18 protein-coding genes are annotated in these 18817 nt (G+C 66.9%); all 18 read left to right on the top strand.

Annotated features, from left to right (window positions below):
* Positions 1 to 365: 365 nt before the first annotated feature.
* The 18 genes from D3H34_RS15455 to D3H34_RS15370 all read left to right on the top strand — a co-directional run bounded on the left by D3H34_RS15455 (position 366) and on the right by D3H34_RS15370 (position 18815).
* Complete coding sequence (locus tag D3H34_RS15455; protein ID WP_286185772.1) at positions 366 to 1952, top strand: site-specific DNA-methyltransferase; 1587 nt, start codon at positions 366 to 368, stop codon at positions 1950 to 1952.
* On the top strand, positions 1949 to 2551 hold the full coding sequence (locus D3H34_RS15450; protein ID WP_119554428.1) for a hypothetical protein: 603 nt from the start codon (positions 1949 to 1951) through the stop codon (positions 2549 to 2551). Before D3H34_RS15455 ends, D3H34_RS15450 begins: the two co-directional genes overlap by 4 nt.
* Positions 2548 to 4686 (top strand): phage terminase large subunit family protein, encoded by a 2139-nt coding sequence (locus D3H34_RS15445; protein WP_119554426.1) that lies wholly within the window; start codon positions 2548 to 2550, stop codon positions 4684 to 4686. Before D3H34_RS15450 ends, D3H34_RS15445 begins: the two co-directional genes overlap by 4 nt.
* Complete coding sequence (locus D3H34_RS15440) at positions 4683 to 5174, top strand: hypothetical protein (protein WP_119554424.1); 492 nt, start codon at positions 4683 to 4685, stop codon at positions 5172 to 5174. The genes D3H34_RS15445 and D3H34_RS15440 overlap by 4 nt, the downstream gene beginning before the upstream one ends.
* A 142-nt stretch (positions 5175 to 5316) precedes the next feature.
* Entirely contained in the window at positions 5317 to 5520 is a 204-nt protein-coding gene (locus D3H34_RS15435) for a hypothetical protein (protein ID WP_119554422.1), read from the top strand.
* Positions 5520 to 6215, top strand: coding sequence for a hypothetical protein (locus D3H34_RS15430; protein WP_119554420.1), 696 nt, complete (start codon positions 5520 to 5522; stop codon positions 6213 to 6215). Before D3H34_RS15435 ends, D3H34_RS15430 begins: the two co-directional genes overlap by 1 nt.
* Positions 6212 to 6442 (top strand): DUF6148 family protein, encoded by a 231-nt coding sequence (locus D3H34_RS15425; protein ID WP_119554418.1) that lies wholly within the window; start codon positions 6212 to 6214, stop codon positions 6440 to 6442. The genes D3H34_RS15430 and D3H34_RS15425 overlap by 4 nt, the downstream gene beginning before the upstream one ends.
* 2 nt (positions 6443 to 6444) lie before the next feature.
* A complete protein-coding gene (locus D3H34_RS15420) occupies positions 6445 to 8097 on the top strand; it encodes a phage portal protein (RefSeq protein ID WP_119554416.1) in 1653 nt (550 codons plus the stop codon).
* A complete protein-coding gene (locus D3H34_RS15415; RefSeq protein WP_119554414.1) occupies positions 8084 to 9448 on the top strand; it encodes a S49 family peptidase in 1365 nt (454 codons plus the stop codon). Before D3H34_RS15420 ends, D3H34_RS15415 begins: the two co-directional genes overlap by 14 nt.
* 48 nt (positions 9449 to 9496) lie before the next feature.
* Positions 9497 to 9850, top strand: a complete 354-nt coding sequence (locus tag D3H34_RS15410; RefSeq protein ID WP_119554412.1) for a capsid cement protein — start codon at positions 9497 to 9499, stop codon at positions 9848 to 9850.
* Positions 9851 to 9909: 59 nt separating this feature from the next.
* Complete coding sequence (locus D3H34_RS15405; protein WP_119554410.1) at positions 9910 to 10848, top strand: major capsid protein; 939 nt, start codon at positions 9910 to 9912, stop codon at positions 10846 to 10848.
* Complete coding sequence (locus D3H34_RS15400; protein ID WP_119554408.1) at positions 10849 to 11199, top strand: hypothetical protein; 351 nt, start codon at positions 10849 to 10851, stop codon at positions 11197 to 11199.
* Positions 11196 to 11528 (top strand): hypothetical protein, encoded by a 333-nt coding sequence (locus D3H34_RS15395; protein WP_119554406.1) that lies wholly within the window; start codon positions 11196 to 11198, stop codon positions 11526 to 11528. Before D3H34_RS15400 ends, D3H34_RS15395 begins: the two co-directional genes overlap by 4 nt.
* Positions 11525 to 11974: a hypothetical protein gene (locus tag D3H34_RS15390; protein WP_119554404.1), complete on the top strand. Its 450-nt coding sequence runs from the start codon at positions 11525 to 11527 to the stop codon at positions 11972 to 11974. The genes D3H34_RS15395 and D3H34_RS15390 overlap by 4 nt, the downstream gene beginning before the upstream one ends.
* A gap of 35 nt (positions 11975 to 12009) precedes the next feature.
* The gene (locus D3H34_RS15385) at positions 12010 to 12777 is read left to right on the top strand and encodes a phage tail tube protein (protein WP_119554402.1); all 768 of its coding nucleotides are present in this window, start codon (positions 12010 to 12012) and stop codon (positions 12775 to 12777) included.
* A gap of 84 nt (positions 12778 to 12861) precedes the next feature.
* Complete coding sequence (locus tag D3H34_RS15380) at positions 12862 to 16368, top strand: tape measure protein (RefSeq protein WP_119554400.1); 3507 nt, start codon at positions 12862 to 12864, stop codon at positions 16366 to 16368.
* Positions 16365 to 16769, top strand: a complete 405-nt coding sequence (locus D3H34_RS15375; RefSeq protein ID WP_119554398.1) for a hypothetical protein — start codon at positions 16365 to 16367, stop codon at positions 16767 to 16769. The genes D3H34_RS15380 and D3H34_RS15375 overlap by 4 nt, the downstream gene beginning before the upstream one ends.
* A gap of 3 nt (positions 16770 to 16772) precedes the next feature.
* Positions 16773 to 18815, top strand: a complete 2043-nt coding sequence (locus D3H34_RS15370; RefSeq protein WP_119554396.1) for a hypothetical protein — start codon at positions 16773 to 16775, stop codon at positions 18813 to 18815.
* Positions 18816 to 18817 lie beyond the last annotated feature (2 nt).

Genomic DNA, 18817 nt, shown 5'->3' with positions numbered 1-18817 from the left:
GGGTTGGGTGGGGCCGTTGTTCTCGGCGTCGACATTGGCGCCGATCGCATGTCGTTCCATGCGTATGGACCGATGGTCGAAGGGGCCGATCTGTGGCGGTGGTTCGTCGATAGCTCGCGGTACCCAGTGCCCATGGTCGCGGCCTTCGATGAAGCATGCGCTTCGCCTTGCCCCTGCGATGCGGGTCGACCCGGAGTGGCATGTTCGCAACAGGCCGACCCCCCTGTAGGTACTCCCCACGTATCGAGCCTTCGGGGTAATTCCGCCCCCTCGCTCGCGCCAGTTGCAGGGCGCGCCGATTGGTTAAATCCGGTGGTGGGTGGTTAAAAGTGATCGCAATTTCTGACGCTATCGAGTTGCGCGCGGTGGACACCTTGGTCCCCTATGCCCGCAACAGCCGCACCCATTCGGAAGAGCAGATCGGCCAGCTGGTCGAGTCCATGCGCGAGTGGGGCTTCACCATCCCGGTTCTGGTCGATGAGCAGGACGGAATCATTGCCGGGCACGGCCGCGTGCTGGCCGCCAAGCGCCTCGAGCTGCCCCACGCCCCCGTGATCGTCGCCAAGGGCTGGAGCGAGGTGAAAAAGCGCGCCTACGTCATCGCCGACAACAAGCTCGCACTGAACGCCGGATGGGATGAGGAAATGCTGGCGGCGGAGATGGCAGAGCTGGAGAAATCGGGCTTCCAGCTGGAGCTGATGGGCTTCGACGCCGAAGAGCTGCTCAACCTGCTCGCCGACGACGAACCCAAGACGGAAAAGGAGAAGGAAGAAGAAGCGCCGCTGCCGCCGGCGGTACCGACTTCGCGCACCGGCGACGTGTGGATCCTTGGTGGCGTGCATCGCGTGATGTGCGGCGACTCGACCAACCCTGCCGACGTGCGCGCGTTGATGGCGGGCCAGACCGCGCAGCTGCTGCACGCCGACCCGCCCTACGGCATGGGGAAGGAAGCCGATGGCGTTGCCAACGACAACCTCCGCGGCGACAAGCTCGATGAGTTCCAGACCGCGTGGTGGCGCGCATTTCGCCGCCACCTGGCCGACAACGCCGGCGCCTACGTGTGGGGCAACTCGCCGGACCTGTGGCGCTGGTGGTTCAAGAATGGCCTGGGCGACAGCGAGCCGATGACGCTGCGCAACGAGATCGTCTGGGACAAGAAGGCGATCGCCGGCATGGCATCGCCCGACCTGACGCAATTTCCCGAAGCGACCGAGCGGTGCCTGTACTTCCAACTCGGCCGCTATGTGTTCCAGGTCAACCAGACCAAGGACGACTTTTGGCCGGGCTGGGAGCCTCTGCGTGAATGGATGTGCGGCGAGCGCGACAAGGCCGGCTGGAAGGCCGCCGATGTGAAGCGCATCGCCGGGAACCAGATGTACAGCCACTGGTTTTCGAAGAGCCAATGGGTGTTCATTTCCGAAAAGGACTACGCGAAGCTCCAGGCCGCCGCGAATGGCGCGGCGTTTGCCCGGCCCTACGCGGAGCTCAAGACCGAGTACTCCCACTTGCGCGCGCTCTTCCGGGGCGAGGTGCTTGAACCGCGCGGCGAAGAATTCCGCGCCGGCCGACCCTACTTCGACAACGCCCACGATGTGATGCGCGATGTGTGGGAGTTCGGCCGCGTGATCGGAGAAGAGCGCTACGGCCATGCGACGCCGAAGCCCGTGGCGATGATGGAGCGGGTCATGAAGTCGAGCCTGCCCGCGGGCGGCCTGTGCGTCGAGCCTTTCGGCGGTTCCGGCTCTACCTTGATGGGGGCAGAGCGCACGGGGCGCGCCTGCTACTGCATGGAGCTGAAGTCGGTGTACGTCGACGTGATCGTGACGCGCTGGCAGAACGCCACGGCGGGCGAGGCCACGCTTGAGGCGACGGGGCAAACGTGGTCGGAGGTCGCTGCGGAACGCGTCGGCCAAGTCGCTGCAGCAGTCGAACCGGAAGGGACCGCCGCGTGAAGACTGGCAGCTTGAGCGAGTACGCGGCGCACGCGGGTGTGTCGCCGGCGTATGTGACCAAACTCAAGCAGGCCGGGCGCGTCGTGATGGTCAAGGTCGACGGCCGCGACCGCGTCAACTTCGAGATGACCGATCGGCTCGTGGTCAACACCACCGACATGTCGCGCGCGCGCAATGGTGCGAACGCCAAGCCTGCGCCGCCTGCCGTCCCTCCTTCCTCGGATGAGCCGACGCCTTCGGGCGCGGCTTCCATGGTGGGGGGAGGGGTCAGCGGCGGCAATGGTGGCGCCGACATGGTGTTTCGCAAGGCGCAGGCGCAGGAGCGGGTGTTTGCGGCCAAGACGGCGGAGCTGACCTACCGCCAAAAGGCCGGCGAGCTGGTCGAGAAGAAGACGGTCGAGCGGACGGTGTTCGATGCCTTCCGGTCACTGCGCGACCAAGCGTTTCAGGCGCCGCAGAACGCAGCAGCTCGGACGATCGGCATGGGCGACGCGCGCGAGATCGAGCGCGTCATCGCCGAAGAGCTGCGCAAGGCATTCGACACCTGGGAAAAGAAGATGGCCGAACGCCTGGCGATGGTGAAGGGCTCGGCCTCATGACTGAACAGGAAGACGTTGCCCTGGTGCTGGGTGCGGCGATCGCCGCGGCCAAGCCCGACCCGGAGCTGCGCGTCGACGCGTGGGCCGAAGAGCACGTGGTGCTCCCGAAGAGCGGGCCGACGAAGGGCGGGGAGTTCCGGCTGGCTCGCACGCCCTACGCCCGCCGCGTGCACCAGGTGCTGTCACCTGGGCACCCCTGCAAGCGCGTGGTCGCCCGCGTGGCCTCGCAAATGTTCAAGACGCAAACCGCGCTCAATTGGATCTGCGCGGTGGCGCACCAGGCGCCGGCGAACATCCTCGCGCTGCAGCCGACCGATGGCCTCGCGAAGCGATTCAGCGCACGCGTGTCACAGGCCACGCGCGCGGCCAAGGTGCTGCGCGACGTGTTCGCGGCCGAGCGCTCGCGCGACAAGCGCAACACGACGCAGGCCAAGGACTTCAAAGGCGATGCGACCCTCTACATCAACACCGCCGGCGCTGCCGCCAACCTGGCGGAAATCACCGCGCGCTACATCTTCATCGACGAAGTGGATCGGATGGAGTCGAGCGTCGACGGGGAAGGCGACCCGGTCGAGCTGGCCGAGGCGCGCGCCACGCAGTTTGCGCGGGACTGCAAGTTCTATGAGGTCAGTAGCCCGACGATCAAGGGCTTCTCCAAAATCGACGCGCTGTTCGATATGGGCACGCAGGAAAGCTACCACGTGCCCTGCCCCGGGTGCGGGCACCTGCACGAGCTGGTGCTGGAAAACTTCCGCTACGAACGCGACCCGGACACCGGCTTCATGGCGCGCGCCTGGTTCGTGTGTCCCGAGCACGGCTGCATCATCGAAGAGCACTCTAAGACCACGATGCTGCCCGACGTGGAAATGGGCGGCCAAGCGCGGTGGGTCGCGAAGTCGCAGGGCGACGGCGAGACCATCAGCTTCACGATGTCGGCCTTCTATATGCCGAGCGGGGCGATCACCTGGCTCGCCCTGGCGCGCCAGTACGCGCGCGCCAAGGACCGGCTCGCGCGTGGCGATCACGAAGGCATGCAGGTGTTCTACAACACGCGCCTCGGCCTGAGTTACCAGAACAGCGAATCGACCACCACGGCCCAGCAGCTGCAGCAGCGTGCCGAGGGCTACCCGCCCCGCGTCGTGCCCGACCAAGCCCTGGTGGTCACGATGGCCGTCGACACGCAGCCAAGCCGCCTCGAGGTGCAGATCGAAGCGTGGGGGCCAGGCCTGGAGCACTGGGTTGTCGACTACATCATCCTGCACGGCTCGCCCAGCGACCCGCCCGAGGCGGAGAACAGCGTGTGGCGACGCCTGGACGCGATCCGGCGCACGCCGCTCGCGCACGCCACCGGCAAGCCGCTGCTCATCAGCGCCTACGGCATCGACGCCGGCGGCGCCAACACGCAGGACGTTTACAACTACGGCATGGCGCGCAAGTCGGTCGGCTGCACGGTGCTGCACGGCGCCAACCGACCGAACAAGCCAATCATGGGCAGCGCTCCGTCGCGCGTCGACGTGGAGTGGGGTGGCGACAAGATCGAAGGCGGGGTGGAGCTGTGGACCGTCGGCACCGACGTGGCGAAGGACTATCTGTTCGCGCGCATGAAGCTGGGGGAGGGCGCCGGCGCGATGCACTTTCACGACAAGCTGCCCGACGAATGGTTCGAGCAATTGGTGGTCGAGCAGCCGCGTGTGCGCTACGTCAAGGGGCGCTCGATCCGCGAGTGGATCAAGCCGAACGGTGCGCGCAACGAAGCGCTCGACGTGTCGGTCTACAACCTGGCGATCGCGTACCAGCTCGGCCTTCACAAGTACAGCGCCTACGACTGGACGAAGCTGCGCGCGAAGCTGGTGCCGCCGAACCAGACGCGCGATCTCTTCGGCGGGGAGCCTCGCGAGAACGCGCCCGAACCCGAGGTCGTTCAACCCGAAGGCGAGGTAGCGGCTGCACCGGCGCCCGCCGCTCCCGCGGTTCCCCGTGAAACAAGCACGGCCGCCGTCCATACGTATGGACAGCCGCTTGCCGCGACTGTCACTGTTCCTGCGGTCGCTGACGCGCCACCGCCACCGCCGCCACGCGTTGCCTATGCGCCAGCGCCTGCTGGTCGCCGCTTCATGTCGAGAGGTATCCGATGAAAGACCACGAACACGAAACCAACGACGAAGTCGACGACCACGCGCCAGTGCTCGACGGCGGCGACCGAGACTTGGATGCACTGTGCGAGGCTTGGGTGGCCTGGTGCCGCGGCAACGGCCTATATTGGCCGCCTTCGGTACGCCCCGCCGTTATAGCTAGCTTGCCCAGCTCCACGCGCTCCGTGCGATTGGGGTCAGCTATATCGCCGGCGTCGATCGCCGCTCTGCATATTGCTTACACGTGCCAGCCCACGGCGATCGATAAGCAGGTCTTCGACCTCTACTACGTCGCTCGCGTCAAGCCGATAAAGAGCGCCGCGGCGGCTCTTGGCATTGGGAGAGCGCACTTCTACCGGGTGCTTGTGGAGTTCCGTCGCCGCATCGGCACGACGGCCCGAATCCTGGAAGGCAACGCCGGTGCGCACGGCTTGCAACTACAGGTCAATCACGCCGAGCCCGGGGCCGTCAACACTGAAAGTGTCTCGTAGAACACGAGACAACTTAGGCCCACCGAAATGGTGTGCGCCGCCCAAACTTAGGAGATCGAAGCACGTCTCCTCCCCGACCTGAAGCACCGGGGTTCTCGCCCCGACTGCTATCGCGGTCGGGGCGTTTTTTATTGGGCCACGCATGACCAAACACATCCGAATCGAGAACGCCGATACCGCACCCTACAAGGCGCAGGTCCAGGTGCAACACAAGAACCCCGCCACGGGCGAATGGGAAAACGCCGGCGACCCTGTCGCGCTTTCGCATCCGACCGCGATGGTCACCGACTACCTGACTTCGACTCGCCGTCTGGTGGTCGAAGAGCTGCCTGCCGACGCTGCCTGATGCTCGACATTCGCCGCTCGGGGCCGACGCTCGCCGACATGGCCGCAGGGATTCGTGACGTGCCCGAGCGCGTCATTCCCTACGCCACGGCGATCGCGCTCACGAAGGCGGCCAAGCGGGGCCAGCAGGCCGTGATTGCGGCCATGCGCAGCGGGTTCCGCAGCCCTGTGTCGTTCACGCTCAACGCCACGCGTATCGAGCCTGCGACCAAGGACAAGCTGTTCGCGCGCATCGCCGTGAAGGATCAGAGCAGCGGCGGCGCCAGGCCGACCAGCTATCTCCTTCCCGAAGTCGAAGGCGGCGGGCGCGCGGAGAAAGGCATGGAGCGCGGGCTGCGCTTCGCCGGAATCCTGTTGGCGGGCGAACGGGCCATGCCTGGAGCCGGCCTGCCGCTCGACGCGAACGGCAACGTCACGGGCGCACAGGTCCGCACCATCCTGCGCGCGGTCACACGGCCAAGCGCCAAGCGCAAGGACGGCGTGCCCTATGCCGGAGCGATCGGCCGCGACAAGACCCGCGGCATCTGGCAGCGCGACGGCAAGCGCGTGCGGCCCCTGTTCGTGTTCACCCGCAACCTGCCGACCTATCGCCCGCGCCTGGACTTCGTTGGCGCAGCCGCCACCGCGGTTCGCGACGGCTTCGCCAGCGACTTCTACGCCGCGGCCAAAACCCTCACCCGGAAGTTCGGCACATGACACCCGAAGAGCTGAAAGCCCGCCTCGCCCTCTACATCGCCGCCGAGGCAGCGATCCTGGGCGGGTCGCAGGAATACCAAGTCGGCGCCGGTTCGACGGCACGGCGCCTCACGCGCGCCGACCTGGGCGAGGTGCGCGCCGAGATCCGCAGTCTGACCGAGCAGATCGTGGCGGCGACAGCCGCCGCCGGCGGTGGCCGCCGTGTCACCTACATCCGGCCCTACTGACCATGAAACCCAACCTCATCGACCGCGCGATCGCGCCATTCGCACCGGGCCTCGTGGCCTCGCGCATGCATGCCCGCGCACAAGTCGAGATCCTGGCCCGTTTGCCCGAGCTGTCTGCACTAACGCCCACGACCAACATGACCGCATCCGCCGATGGCAGCGGTGACGTGAACGGCGGCAGCAGCTCGGGCGCCAGGCGCTGGTGGAAGCCACGGGCGCGCGATGCGCGCTCGGATACCTTGCCCTATCTGCGCGGCGATCGCGCGGCCTCGCGCCAGCTCGCGCGTACCAGCCCTATCGCTGTCGGTGCGATCAACACCAACGTCGACCGCGTCATCGGTACCGGATTGGCGCTGAGCGCGGAGCCCAACCGCCAGGTGCTGGGCTGGAGCGTAGAGCAGGCGCTGGCCTGGAAGCAGCTGGTGCAGAACGAATTCAGCCTGTGGGCCGACAGCACCGAATGCGACATCGCCCAACAGCTCAACTTCTACCAGCAGCAGGGTCTGGTACTGCGTGCGGTGCTGGAGTCGGGCGATGCCTTCACGCTCATGCCCGACGGCACGCGCACGCCCACGCAGCCCTACGCGTTGCGCCTCCAGGTGCTGGAGGCCGACCGCGTCGGCAACCCGCTCGGCCAGGTCGACACGCCGACGGTGGCGGGCGGCGTCAAGACCGACGCCAACGGCGCGCCAATCGAGTTCTACGTCTACAGCCAGCACCCTGGCGGCTTCCTGCCTGGCGCGGGTTCGCCGCTGGCCGGCGAGTGGGTGAAGCGCATCGGCCGGTCTGGCCGCCGCCGCATCCTCCAGCACTTCCGCAAGGTGCGGCCAGGTCTGCCGCGCGGCCTGCCGTACCTGGCGCCGATCATCGACAGCATCAAGCAGATCGCGCGCTACACCGAGGCCGAAATCATGGCCGCCGTGATCACCGCCTACTTCACGGTGTTCATCGAAACGCCGACGGGCAACACTGCGCCGGTCTTCGATGGCACCACGCCGGGCGCAGCTGGTGCGCCGAACGAAGTGGGCCTGGGCATGGGCGCCGTCGTCGGCTTGGCGCCGGGGGAGAAGGTTAGCAACACCGCGAACCCCACACGCCCGAATCCCAACTTCGGCCCGTTCATCGACGCGGTGATCAAGCAAATGGGCATGGCCCTGGGCCTGCCCACCGAGCTGCTGGTGAAACAGTTCGCCAGCAGCTACAGCGCAAGCAAGGCCGCCCTGCTCGACGCCTGGGTTTACTTCCGCAACGTGCGCGCCTGGATGGCCATCAGCTTCTGCCAGCCTGTGTACGAAACCTGGCTCGCCGAGGCCGTCGCGATCGGGCGCATTCCTGCGCCTGGCTTCTTCGCCGACCCGCTGCTGCGCTGGGCTTACACCCGCGCGAGCTGGCCGGGCGACAGCATGGGATCGATCAACCCGAAGGACGAAGTCGCCGCCTATTCGGCCGCAGTTGACGCGCGCCTCATGACGCGCGAGCGCGCCGAGTGGGAGCTGTTCGGCTCCGACTGGAACGCCACCTTCGACACGAAGAAGAGCGAGCACGACCGCCTCAAGGCCGCCGACCTGCTGCCAACACCAAAGGCCGGCGCCGCGGCGCCGATCGCCGGCAAGAAGCCGGCCGACGACACGAAAGAAAACGATGACGCTGCTTGATCTTCTCTGCGGGTGCTGGGCGCTCGACGCTGACAAGTTGCGCGAGCTGCAGGCGATCTACGCCACGCACATGCGTGGCGAAAAGCTCGATATCGCTGCGATCGAGGCGCGCCTCGGCCGGCCCTTGGCCGCCGAGCAGCAGGCCTACACCGTCGAGCCTGGTGGTGTCGCCGTGCTCCGCATGTCGGGCGTTATGTCCCCGAAGGCGAATCTGTTCATGCAGGTCAGCGGCGGCATCTCGACGCAAATGGCGACCAAGCAGCTCGAGAGCATCACGGCGGATCCGCGCGTGAAGGGCACGGTGCTCGCCATCAGCACGCCGGGCGGCAACGTCATGGGCATCCCGGAATTCAGCCAGGCAATCTATGAGGCTGCGCAGGCGAAGCCCTTGGTGGTGCATACCGATGACCAGCTCGCGAGCGCGGGCTACTGGTCGGGCTCGGCCGCTAACGCGATCTACATCAGCGGGCCGGTGGTGCAGGTCGGGAGCATCGGCGTGGTTGTCTCGCGCAACTACAACCCGAGCGCGACCGTGCAGGAAGAGCACATCACGGCGGGCCGCTACAAGCGCATCGCGCGCGCCAACGAGCCGCTGAGCGAAGACAGCCGCGCAATCGTGCAGGCCGACGTCGACTACGTCTATTCGCTCATGGTCGACGACGTGGCGCGGCACCGCGGTGTGAGCGCGGAACAAGTTCTTGAGCACATGGCCGACGGCCGTGTGTTCCGCGGCCAGCAGGCCATCGATGCGGGGTTGGTGGACGGTGTTTCCACCCTCGACGCGTTGGTGGAACAGATGGCTACCGATCCCGGCCAGTTCGCGACGCGCCGTAAGGCTCGCGTCGTCGCGGGTAAGCCGGCTCGCAAGCAGTCGGAAGGCGCCGGTGCTGCGCATGAAGACAACCCTCCCTCCGCAACTATCGACCAAGGACCGGCAATGCCCGAAAACACTCTCACGCGCGAGCAGCTCCAAGCGAGCCACACCGTGCTCTTTGCAGCCCTGCAGGCTGAATTCACCGCGCAAGGCGCCGCCCAAGAATTGGCGCGCATCAAAGCGGTGCGTGCCACGGCCGTGCCCGGCCACGAAGCCCTGGTGGAAACACTGGCCTTCGACGGCAAGACCACTGCCGGCGAAGCCGCGCTGCAGGTCAACGCCGCCATCAAGGCCGCGCACCAGGCCGCCGCCAACGCGCACGCGGCGGACGCGCCGAACGCCGCAACCGGCTCGCTCGCGCCGGCCGACGAAAAGCCCAAGACCAAGGCCGAACAGACCGCCGCCGCGCAGGCCTATGCCAAGGAAAAGGGCATCGACTTCATCACGGCCATGAAGGAGATGGGCTTCGCGTCCTAAGACGCGCGGGCCTTCCACCATCAACGCAAGCAACCAGGACCAACCAACATGAACAACGCAATTCTCACGCTGACGGTCATCGCAGCCGCGGCCACCGCCACCGCCCGCTTCGTGACCACCGGAGGCGTCTATCCCGCTGCTGGCGGCAAGGCGCTCGGCGTCGCGCGCTTCGACGCCGCGATCGGCGACCCGGTCGCCGTCGACGTGATCGGTACCGCGATGGTCGAGTGCGGCGCCGCTGTCGTGAAGGACGACTTCCTGATGGTCGACGCCACCGGCCGTGTCGTCCCACTGGCTGGTTCGGCGAAGCACCCCTGCGGTCGTGCGCTGGCCGCTGGTGCTGCCGCGGGTGCCGTCATCGAAGTGCTGCTCACGCCGAGCACCGGCATCCCGACGGTCTAAGCGCGGCAAGCGTCGGCCTCAACAGTTCCCCACATTCAACTTTCTCAGGAGCGCATTTCATGCCCCAACCCAATCTCGCCCAAGCCCGTGTCCAAGATCCGGTGCTTACCGCCGTTGCCCGCGGCTATCGCAGCCCGAAGGCCAAGGTCGCCAACGTGCTTTTTCCGATCGTGTCGGTCGGCAAGAGCGCTGGCAAGATCCTGGTGTTCGGCACCGAAGACTTCCGCCTGGTGTCGACCGTGCGCGCACCTGGTGCCAACACCAAGCGCGTGCAGTACGGCTACGCATCGGGCAACTTCGCGCTGGTCGACCACCGCCTCGAAGGCGCGGTGCCCGTCGAGAACCAGCGCGAAGCCGGCGGCGAAATGCCTGGCATCGACCTGGGCGCGATGGCCCTGCGCCGCGTGCTCAACGTCATGGCCCTGGAGCGCGAAGTTGCAGCGTCGAAGCTGGCAACCGATCCGGCCAACTACGCCGCGTCGAACAAGGAAGCGCTCTCTGGCACTTCCAAGTGGACCGACCCGACCAGCGACCCGGCCACTGACATCGACGACGCCCGCGAAGCCATCCGCTCGCAAACCGGCGAGAAGCCCAACGTGCTCACGCTCGGCCCGAAGCCGCTGCGCGCACTGCGTCGCCACCCGAAGATCCTGGACCGCATGAGCACGGCCGCCGATCGCCCGCCGGCGTCGATCGCCCAACTCCAGGCCATCCTGGAAATCGAGACGATCATCGAAGGAGAGGCCGTGTACCACGACGGCGCCAGCTTCGTCGACGTGTGGGGCACCAACGCCGTGCTGGCTTTCACCACGCCGGCCAGCGCGCAGGAAATGGGCTCGCCGAACTACGGCTACACCTACCAACTCCAGGACGGCCCGAATGCCGAAGAGGCCTACTTCGACGAAAACACCAACACCTGGTACTACCCGGTGTCGGACGCCTACCAGCCCGTGCTGGTGGGCGCGTCGGCTGGCTTCCTGTTCACCGGGGCGGCTTAAATGCGAGTCGTCGTCCTGTCGCCGGTCAAGCACGACCGCAAGCGCGCCGAGGTCGACGCCATCCTCACGATGGCCGACAAGGATGCGCGGCGCCTGATCGACCTGGGCATGGTGGCCGAAGTCGATGCCAAGGCTGACGCGAAGGCCAAGGCTGACGCGAAGGCCAAGGCCGATCAGGAAGCCAAGGAAAAGGCTGACGCCGATGCTAAGGCCAAGGCGGATGCCGAAGCCAGGGAAAAGGTCGATGCCGACGCCAAGGCCCTCGCCGATGCCGAGGCCAAGGAAAAGGCTGACGCCGACGCCAAGGCCCTGGCCGACGTCGCCGCTTCTTCGCAGCAGGCCAACTCGTGATCGATCACGCGCACGACCTGGCCGCCGTGTTCTACGGCCCCGACTTTGCGCCGCTGTTCAGGCGTGTGCGGCCTGCCGCCGACGATCTCGACGTGCGGCTGATTCTCGGGACCGTCGACGGCGAAGTGCTGGAGGGGCGGTCCATCGCGGCCACTCGCACCGCGCGCTTCGTGGCCGGCCAGGACGTGCGCGCCGATGACAAGTTGGTCGCTGTGGAGGATGGCGGGCCAGGCGTGCCGATCGGCACGGTCTTCCGGCTGCTGGAGGCGCCGCAGCGAGTGAACGATGGGCTCGAGGTGGAGGCGCTGCTGAGCAGCGCGACCGCATGAGCGCCGTCGACGCTTGGCCCTTCGGCGCTGCCTACGCGATCGGCGATGCGCTCTATTCGGCGTTGGTCGCTGCGCCGGGCTTGGTGGGCGCCAAGCTCATCAACAACCCGGTGCGCGTGACCGACCTGGCCGAAGGCGAGCGGATCGTCTTTTTCGAGGACGTGTCCGACGGCCCTTCCGACAAGCCATCCGAGCGCGTGTATCGCTACAACGTGGGCGTCGTCAACCGCACGGAGCAACCCCGCCGCGGTTCGCATGGCGACTACCGCGTGGCGAAGCTGGCGCTCAAGGCGGCCCTGCCACGGCTCAAGGCGATCTGCCAGGTGGGCAACCACCGCGAAGGCGAGATCACGTTCCGGCTCGAAAACATCGACGTGGGGGGCGGCCTTGTGCTGGGCACCTTCACGCTCGCATACCGCGACCAGCTCGGCCTTCTTGGCGGCTAGGTCGACCCGTTCCCTTTTTCTCTGGAGTATTCAAAATGGCAGAAGCAGAAGCACAAGCAATCCTCGGCGCCGGCGCCGTGCAGCTCAACGTGTACGACCCGGCGACGCAGGCCTACCTCGGATGGGGCGATGAGCTGGGCGCCGACAAGTTCGAGCTCACCCCCGATTCCGAAGTCAAGGAAAAGACGTCGAAGAAGCACCTGAACTACGGGCAGGCCATCGCGTCGGTCCCGCTCGCGAAGCCCACCAAGATCGCGATCACCATTTCCGCGGCCGATAAGACGGCGATGGCGATGCAGTTCCAGGGCGTGCTCGCGTCCTACTCGCAAGCCGCGGGCAGCATCGCGGGCACCGTCAACGCGAAGCTGGACAAGTGGGTCGCGCTGCTGAAGCGCAACGTCGTCGAAGCCGGCCTCACGTTCACCGGCGCGACCGCGGGCCTGCTGACCAAGGACACCGACTACGTCGTGAACTACGCGACCGGCGAGGTGAAGTTCCTCTCCACGGGCGAGGCAGCGGCGAACGAAGTGATCACGGTGGCGGGCACGGCGAACGCGGTGTCGGGCACGCGGATCCGCGGCGGTACGCAGGTGCAGGTGCGCGCCCAGGCGCGTTTCGTCGGCGTCAATCTGGTGGACTCCCGCCCGATGCGTGCCGAAGTGTGGGAGGCCTCGCTCCGCTCGACGCAGGGCTTCGACTTCCTGGCCGATGACTTCAACGGCATCCAGCTGGAAGGCACCTGCGTGATTCCGGCGGGCAAAGCCGAGCCCTACATCGTCGACTTCGACGACGCGCCCGCCTAAGCGGCAGCAGCTGCCTCCCGGCCCTGGCGCGGCGTCGCGCTGGGGCCTTTTCTTGCCCTTCAACCCTGACAGAAGAAAACGCGCGTGACCGATCCAAAAATCAGGTACGACATCGAAGCCGGCATCAAGGGCGAACCCGACGTCGGCCAGCTCGCGGCCACGGTGCGATCGCTGGGCGAATCCCTGGAGGGAGGGCTCAAGCAACAGGCGATCGAAGCCGCCAACGCGCTCGATCTGCTGGGCGCCAGAAAAGACGCCGTCCAAAACTTTGCCGAGCTGCGACGCACCACCGCGCAGCTCACGACCGAGCTAGATCAGGCCACGGCCAGCGTCGACCGGCTGGGCACCGAGCTGCCGCAGGCCGCCGCGGCAACCGCGCGCTTTGCCGAGGCCGAGGCACGTGCCCGCGCTGCGCTCGACGGCGCCACAGCCGACCTGAAAGAGCAGCAGACGGCCATGGCCGCGCTGCGGACCGAATACACGGGCAGCGCGCGCAGCTCCGACGCCTACCGCGAAGCGAACGCCCAACTCCTGGTGTCGGTCAAGGACCTGCGCACCAACCTCACGCAGAAACGCGCCGAGTTGGCCGCGGCCAGTGCCGCCACGCGCACCGCCGAGACGGCAGAGCGCGCGTTGTCGACGGAATACGAAAAGACCGTCGCCAGCTCCCGGAAGCTGAGCGGTGAGCTGGGGAACAAGTCGCGCGCCCTGGAGGCCTCGCGCGCTGCGCTGGAGTCCCATGGCATCGCGGCCGACAAGCTGGCCTCCGTGGAGCGCGACTTGGGCGTGGCGATCGCTCAAGTGCGCGAGCGTGTTGCCGGCCTGGCGCCGGCGTTCGCGCAGGCCGCACAGGCGTCGAGCACTGCTGCCGCTCGGCAGGTCGCCGACGCGCGCACCGTGCGCGACGGCGTGCGCGGGATTGGCGATGAACTGCGCCGGATCCAGACCATTGCAACCGTGGCAGTGGGCGGCGGCTTCATCGGCGGCATGGTCAAGGACGTCGCCGCGACCGCCGACGAATTCAAGAATCTCCAGGCCCGCATCAAGCTGGCGACGGGTGAGGGCGGCAACTTCGAGCAAGCCTTCCGCGGCGTCACGCAGGTCGCGCTCGCCACCAACAGCGCGCTCGAGGGCACCGGCACGCTGTTCGCGCGTTTGGCGAAGACGGGCACCGACGCCGGCCTGTCGACACAAGCGGCGAGCGCGCAGGCACTGGGCCTGACGGAAACCATCAACCAGGCCGTGCAGCTGTCGGGCAGCAGCGCCGACGCTTCGGCTGCGGCCGTCACGCAGTTGATCCAGGGCTTGCAGTCGGGCGTCCTGCGCGGCGAAGAGTTCAACAGCGTCATGGAGCAAGCGCCGCGGCTTGCGCAGGCCTTGGCGCAAGGCTTGAACGTTACGACGGGCGAGCTGCGAAAGATGGCGAACGAGGGCGCGTTGACCAGCGCCACGGTCATCACTGCGCTCACCAAGCAAGCCGACACGGTCAAGGCCGAATTCGACAAGCTGCCGGCCACTGTCGGCCGATCGCTGCAGAATCTTTCCACCCAGTGGACCCTGTACGTCGGTGCCAGCGACAACGGCATGGCCTCGAGCGCCAACGTTGCCAAGGTGATCGACGGCTTGGCGCACAACCTCGACACGCTGGTGTCGGTCCTGTTCGCCGCGGGCAAGGCCTGGGCCGCCATCAAGATCGCCGGCCTGGCCGCAGACGTGTACCGTTGGGCCACAGCCAGCGCCGCCGCGACGGCCGCCGTGCAGGCGAATACGGCCGCGGTCGGTATCAACACCGCCGCCCACGTCACAAATGCCGCCGCGCAGCGTGCCAGCGCCGCCGCAGGCAACGCCGCCGGCGCAGCTGGTGGGGTAGTGGCTGCAGGCGCCTCGAAGGCCTCAGGCGCCGTTGGCGGGCTCATCAGCGGACTGGCCCGCGTCAACATCTACCTCGCGGTCCTGGCGAACGCAAAGGAGTTGGGCACCTGGCTCGGCGAAAGCGCGGCGAAGTGGGCTGGCTATGGCAAGGAAATCGAGAGGGCCAACGAAGCGCTGCAGCTCCAGGAAGAGTATGCGAAGTCCAACGCAGCCCAGCAGCGCCAGATGGCCATCGCGTTGCAGGAGGCTCGCGACAAGCAATTCGAGCTGTCGAAAGAAGCGACCGGCCTGATCGGTCGATTCGACGAAATGCGCACGAAGGGTGACAGCGCGGCCGACGCCATTGCGAAGATCGGCAAGGACTTCGATCTCGCAAGCGTGAAGGGCATCGCTGACGCGAGCGCCGTGCTCGACAAGCTGGCCGCCGACGGAAAGCTGACGGCGCAGCAGTTCCAAGACGCCTGGGCACAAGCGCTCAAGGGCGAAGACTTGGCAGTGTTTGAAACGAAGGCCCGCGCCGCGTTCGCCGGCACTACGCGCGAGGTCGAACGCATGGCGCAAGTGCTCGACGGCTCGGCGCGTGAAGCCATCCGTCGCACGGGCTTGGAGTGGGACGTGCTCGCCGGCGGCTCGGGCAAGGCCTCGCGCAGCGCGATCAACGACACCGAGGCCATCATCACGTCGCTCGACCGATTGAAGGCAGCTGGCGTCGACACCAGCACCGCCTTGGTCGCGAGCATCGGCCGCGGCATCGAAACGGCTGACAGCCAAAAGTCGATCGACGCGCTGCGCGGGCAGATCGAAGCGGTGCGCAAGCAGCTCGGCGACAAGATCGCTGACGGCCTGCTGGCCCAGCTCAACGTCCAGGCCGATGCCGTGCGCGTGAAGCTGGAGCAACTGAAGCCGGGTATTCAGAGCGTGGCCGAAGCCATGAGCCTCTTCGGTCTAAAGAGCGCGGAGGCGCTGCGCACGACGGCCGCCAGCTCGCGCGAGGCCTACGACGTTTTGCGCAACAGCGGCCAGGCCACGGCGACCCAGCTGCGCACCGCGTTCACAAAGATGGCGGAGGATGCGATCGCCGCGAACAAGGGCATGGCGCCCAGTTGGCTCGAGACCGAGGACGCGATCCTGCGCAACAAAGAGGCCGTCGAAGGCTTCGGCCAAGCGGCCGTCGACGGTTACGGAAGGGCGTCGCGCGCGGCGCGGCAATTCCGGCAGGACGCCGCCACCATCGGGCTCGATCCGCGTCAGGACAAGCGCGGGCAAGCGCCAGGCGTGATTCCTTCGGGCGGCCAGGAAATCAAGTCCACCACGGGGAGTACTCGCGAAGAGCGACTCGCCGGCCAGAACGCCGTCGACAACTCGCTCATGTTCACCCTGCGCGACAAGCTCAAGGCCGGCCAGCTCGACGCCGGCGACGTGCAAAGCCTCAAGACGGTGATCGGAGCGCTCCGGCAGAACGCGCAGATCAACAACGACATCGACAAGAAGGGGTCGTTCATCTCGCTTGAGGGGCGGCGAGACGACGCGGCCTGGCAGGCGACGCGTCGGCAATTCGAGGACGCCGTGAAGCGCCTCGAGGGCGGCGAGAAGAGCACGAAGCACGAAGTCGAGCTCAAGGTGCCGAGCGGGGCCTCGGACTCTTTCAACATGGGGTCCGAAGAGGACGCGAAGAAATTGATCGGCCTGCTGGGCCGCGCGAAGGGCCGGTCGTCATGAGCAACACCCTCCAATACGGCACGGAAGTGCTGCCGCTCGACGATGACCTGCTGTGGGTCGACGAATACCAGTACAGCCCGGTCGAGCAAACGGTCGACGTGGGCCTCACGGGCGCGCTTATCGAGCAGGTCGACGGCGACGCGACGCGGCCAGGTCGGCCGATCACGTTGCAGCCACCCGACGACAGCAGCGCTTGGATGATCCGCGAGGACATTGACCGGCTCCAGTTGTGGGGCGCGATCCCCGGCGCCGAGTTCACGCTGACCATGCGCGGCGTTGCGCGGCAGGTCAAGTTTCGTCACTTCGACAAACCCGCAGTCGACGCGAAGCCCGTCGTCCCTTTCAGTGATCCGCTGCCTTCGGACTACTACCTGACCACCCTCAAATTCATGGAGATCTAACAAGTGACCATCTTCGCGGGCGACCTGAAGCTCGTCAAAACCCAGGTGATGGCCGACGTGCCCGAAGGCGGCGGCGCACCCACCGGCGTCGTCGTGCCTGACGGCACCAGCAACGCCATCTTCCCCGACGTGTCCGAACTGGACCGCGCGCTCGGCCGCGTGAAGCTGCGCAAGCTGGCGGTGCATGTCGATACCAACAACGTCGATGTGTACCAAGGGTCGAACGTCATCATTTCGGAGCCGCCCGACGATCCGAATATCTCGATGACCGCCTTCAGCACGGGCGAGACGTTCGACCGCCGTGTCGAAGCCGTCTCGCGGATCGAGGCCTACCTGTCGATCGGCCCGCAGTATCCGGCCTACCTCTACGGCAATCACATCCAGCATCAGGACACGCTGCTCATCTTCCAGAAGACCAGCAACACCCCGCCGATCGGCGCCACGATGGTGCTCACGAAGCGCGAGGGCTTCCCCGACGAGTTCCGCCAGTACGTGCGGGTCATCGAGGCCGCCGCCGAAGAGCGGGAGTTCGAAGACGACCGCGGGCTGTTCAAGCGCTGGGTGCTCACGCTGCGGCTGGGCAACACGCTGGCGCAGGACTTCCCCGGCTTCGATATGTCGCGGTTCGACTACACGAAGGCGCAGATTGCCCAGCTCACCAAGCTGAGCGACACGGTCGTCGCAAACGCCGCGCGCTACTACGGTGTGACGCGCCTCGAAGAGCCTGCGAGCATCGGCGCCTTCACGATCAAGGGTGAATCCATGTTCACCCAGCTCGTGCCCTCGGCCCAGATCGAGACGCCGATCGCCGACGCGCGCATGAACCAGCTGTCCGCCGCCGTGGTGTCTTCGGGCGCCGCCGTGGTGCAGAGCCTGAACGCAATCTTCTCGACGACGCAGAGCCTGTCCTTGGGCGGCTCCATCGCCCCGAGCACGTTGTCGATCCTGGCGGATGCAATCTCCGTCACGGACAGCGGCGGGCGCCTCCTGTCCGGCGGCGCAGAAGTCGGAACCATCGACTACGAGAACGGCATTGCCGTGCTCACGACCGACGTGTTCGGCACCGGCGGGCGCACCTTCACCGTCACCTACGCGCCCGGCGCGGCCCCTCAGGCGGTCAGCCAGTCGCAGGGCTTCGAGGTCAAGACCGAGACGCGGTCCCTGAGCTACGTGCGAACCATCGAGCCGGCCCCCGCGCGCGGCACGCTGTCGATCAGCTACATGAGCCAGGGGCGCTGGTATGTGCTGCGCGAGCAGGGCGACGGCGCGATCCGTGGCCCCGACAGCAGCTTCGGCGCCGGCAACCTGAACTTCGACACCGGCACCGTTCTCGTGACGTTGGGCGCGCTGCCAGACGTGGGCAGCTTCGTCATCTACCAGTGGGTGGAGCCTGACGCAGCGCGGTCGAGCGAGGTGTTGACCCTCGACAACAACGGGCGCTTCTACTGGCCCTTCAACACCTCGGGCGTTTCGAGCCTTGAGGCCGGCGCGAAGGCGATCAAGCCCGGTGCGCTCACGATCGCCTGGAACGATGGTGCCCCCCGGTCGGCGCACGACGACGGCGCCGGCAACATCACCGGCGATGCCACGGGCACGGTGAACTATGCGCGCGGCACTTTCCGGCTGAGCCCGAATTTGCTCCCCGCACCGGGCACGCCCATCACCGTGAACGTGGACACCGGCGCGAAGACCGCAGCCACGGTTTCCATCGTTGGCGGATCGGGCGACCTCGGCGTGACCGGCGTTACCCCGGGCTCCGTCTCTCTGGACGTGACGGGGCAGATCAAGGCCATCTACGAGGACAACCCGGTCGTGAACTGGGGCGCTGCGACCACGTACCGCATCGTCGATGACGCCGCGGGCGCGCTCGTGCTGCTGCTCGGCGATGCGCGCCTGGTGGTCGGCAGCATCAACTACGCCGCCGGCACGTTCTCGCTGACCGCTAACACCGTCATCCCCACGCCGGTCGCTTTGCTCGCGACCGCTTGGGACAACGTCTTCCTGCGACAACCCGGCGACTTCGCCGGCGACATCGTGGTTGCCTGAGG

Source organism: Acidovorax cavernicola, from assembly GCF_003581445.1.
The sequence above is the reverse complement of the archived record's forward strand: the minus strand, read 5'-3'. Positions and strand labels throughout refer to the sequence as shown.